At 56.8% G+C, this 3,028-nt stretch carries 5 protein-coding genes; all 5 read left to right on the top strand.

What is annotated here, in order from left to right:
• Window positions 1–110 precede the first annotated feature (110 nt).
• Complete coding sequence (locus ACW9JC_RS29720; RefSeq protein WP_457459503.1) at window positions 111–641, top strand: hypothetical protein; 531 nt, start codon at window positions 111–113, stop codon at window positions 639–641.
• A gap of 82 nt (window positions 642–723) precedes the next feature.
• The gene (locus tag ACW9JC_RS29715; RefSeq protein ID WP_223487614.1) at window positions 724–915 is read left to right on the top strand and encodes a PLDc N-terminal domain-containing protein; all 192 of its coding nucleotides are present in this window, start codon (window positions 724–726) and stop codon (window positions 913–915) included.
• A 128-nt stretch (window positions 916–1,043) separates the two neighbouring features.
• Window positions 1,044–1,919, top strand: coding sequence for a polyamine aminopropyltransferase (speE, locus tag ACW9JC_RS29710; protein ID WP_457459501.1), 876 nt, complete (start codon window positions 1,044–1,046; stop codon window positions 1,917–1,919).
• A 203-nt stretch (window positions 1,920–2,122) separates the two neighbouring features.
• Window positions 2,123–2,356, top strand: a complete 234-nt coding sequence (locus ACW9JC_RS29705; RefSeq protein ID WP_457459499.1) for a hypothetical protein — start codon at window positions 2,123–2,125, stop codon at window positions 2,354–2,356.
• A gap of 212 nt (window positions 2,357–2,568) precedes the next feature.
• Window positions 2,569–2,913 (top strand): ribonuclease E inhibitor RraB, encoded by a 345-nt coding sequence (locus tag ACW9JC_RS29700; RefSeq protein ID WP_338585494.1) that lies wholly within the window; start codon window positions 2,569–2,571, stop codon window positions 2,911–2,913.
• Window positions 2,914–3,028: the final 115 nt, after the last annotated feature.

The raw sequence follows: 3,028 nt of genomic DNA, 5'->3' as shown, positions 1-3,028 counted from the left end.
GGCGTACACCCGTAGGAGCTGCCGAAGGCTGCGATCTTTTTTGGGCACTTGAATCTATCCTTGCGTTATCCTTCGCGCCCTCAAAACTCCCTCGCTACAGGATCCGCCCCATGAAAGCCGCACTCGTCGAACTCATCAGCAAAATCAGCTCCGGGTGCATGAGCGATGACGAAATCCGGAAAGTCGCTGACGAAGCGTCCCAGGCTTACGCGGATCCTGAGGCTTTTCTGACGGCCAATCCGGACATCAACTACGACGACACTTTCCCGATCCCGCTGGGTGAGTGGGTCGTTGTCGGCAGCCTGCCGGAAACCGTGCTGTTTCAGGCCGACACTTACATGGACCTGTTTGCGCAGATCGTCGACTCGTTCGGCCCTGGAGTCGATTTCAACCTCAAGCCCAAGCAACTGGCCAAGACCGAAGCCCTGACTGCACTTAACCGCATTCAGGTGCAGATGAGCAGCCTGAACAAGGAAAACGGCGGTTACACGTTGATGAATTTCAGCCAGTTGCTGGATGACGAACTGCAAATGGTTCTGGTCTTCGGCAATGACGTGCCGCGTGTGCTTGAGCTGTGTGCCGAAGTCGGTATTGCCGCGGCGCCTGCCCTGGAAGCCTTGAAAGTGGCAATCCACGTCTGAGACCGTAAAGCTGTCAATAAAAAGGAACCCTCGCCATGGCCGACTATCCTAAGGGTGCATACCACTCTTCGGGAGCGTCACCATGGGTTCCACGTTCAACAGCCTTGTAGGCCTGATCATTCTTGCCCTCGACATCTGGGCAATCATCAATGTGCTGAAAAGTGGCGCCGAAACCGGGATGAAAATCCTCTGGGTGCTGTTGATCCTGCTGCTGCCGGTTCTGGGCCTGATCATCTGGGCCATCGCCGGACCGCGTGGGAATGTGCGGATCTGACAGACGAGGTTCGACCTGTCATGTTCCGCGACGTAGAATGCGCGGCTTTCCTGGGCAATCGAGCTGATCGATTGGCCTTCATGGGCGGGTAACCGTCCGTTGCCACCGCATTCATCGGAGCACTTCCCATGAGCAACATCCCCGCCAGCGATTACCTGGAAACCCTCTACGAAGGCTACGGCCAGCGTTTTCGCATGGAAAAACTGCTGCACGAAGTGCGCACCGAACACCAGCACCTGGTGATTTTCGAAAACTCGCGCATGGGCCGGGTCATGGCGCTGGACGGTGTGATCCAGACCACCGAAGCCGACGAATTCATCTACCACGAAATGCTCACCCACGTGCCGATCCTGGCGCATGGCACCGCCAAGCGCGTGCTGATCATCGGCGGTGGCGATGGCGGCATGCTGCGTGAAGTGGCCAAGCACCGCAGCATCGAGCACATCACCATGGTCGAGATCGACGGCACGGTGGTCGACATGTGCAAGGAATTCCTGCCGAACCACTCCAAAGGTGCGTTCGATGATCCACGCCTGAACCTGGTGATCGACGACGGCATGCGTTTCGTCGCCACCACCACGGAAAAGTTCGACGTGATCATTTCCGACTCCACCGACCCGATCGGTCCGGGCGAAGTGCTGTTTTCGGAAAATTTCTACCAGGCCTGCCGCCGCTGCCTGAATGAAGGCGGCATTCTGGTGACCCAGAACGGCACACCGTTCATGCAGATCGAAGAAGTGAAGACCACCGCCGGTCGCCTGCGCAGCCTGTTCCCGGACTGGCACTTCTATCAGGCCGCTGTGCCGACTTATATCGGCGGCTCGATGACCTTCGCCTGGGGCGCGACCAATACCGCTTATCGCAAGCTATCCCGCGAAACCCTGCAACAGCGCTTCGCCGGCAGTGGCATTGTCACTCGCTACTACAACCCGGAAATCCACATCGGCGCCTTCGCCTTGCCGCAGTACGTACTGCAAGCTGTGGGCAAGCCAAGCAACGACTGATGGATTTGTAGGAGCGAGCCTGCTCGCGATGGACGTGAACGATGACGCGGGGAGCCTGATTCAACGCGGTGTTCTCATGTTTTTCACGAGCAGGCTCGCTCCTACAGGGGATCAGCGGTGGCATATTCCAGCGGAACGATTAGCCAGCTAATCAGGTCGAGATAGAGGTAAGCCCATTTGCGGGTTTGATCGAGGAGGCTCTGATGTCCAAGTGGAAAGTCACTTTCGTGGATGATCACGGTGAAACCATCGACGAAGTCTTCGAGTGCGAGGAATGCCCGAGTTACGAGCAGGCCGCCAAACTCATCAAGGAACGGCTTCTTCCTGTCGCCGCCAAGCTGGATCTGAACGATCTGGAAGGGCGAACCGCCGATGCCGGCGTCAAAAACCTCAAAACCCAGAACAGCATACAAATCCGCAGCATCACGCCAATCTGAACACCTCCTGTCACATTCACAACCAGACCTTGGCAGCGGCTCTATCTTGGGGCTACTCTGCAATCGAGATCAGCGAATGGATCGCTAAGGTCTGGTCTTGTCAGCTCCATGCTTGTTTCCCGTCGGCACATCGGTTGCCGAACGCCCGCGACCTTGGGTTGCGCGCGCAGGGAGTACGGAAAGTCTATCCATCAGTTTGAGGAGGACGTTTCATGAGCACAGCCTATCAAGAAGACATCAGCAGCAGCGTGCTGCGCCGCATGAAAGAAGGCGGTTTCGACTTTTCACGATTCCATCCCATCGAGTTCTACGCCATTTTCCCGGACGAGGAGCGGGCACGCAGGGCGGCACGTCAATTCCATCATGGTGAATCCCTGAATGCGCAAATCAGCGTGCGCGACGACGGCGCCTGGGCGCTGGAACTGAGCAAGGTGATGTACGCCACTTACGATGACATCGGCGATTTCGAACAGGGTTTCGAAGCGGTGGTCGAGCCATTGGGCGGCATCATTGAAGGCTGGGGTGTCAAACAGGAGGTACGAGGGCGACTCGCATAAACTTATGAACAGTAACAATCGTCAATAACGGCTGACCTTCGGGTTGGCCGTTTTCGTTTGTGGATGCTGAAAATCAAAAGATCGCAGCCTGCGGCAGCTCCTACATTTGAATGGC

The organism is Pseudomonas sp. SDO5591_S426, assembly GCF_054070755.1.
This window is presented reverse-complemented; position numbering and strand designations above follow the sequence as displayed.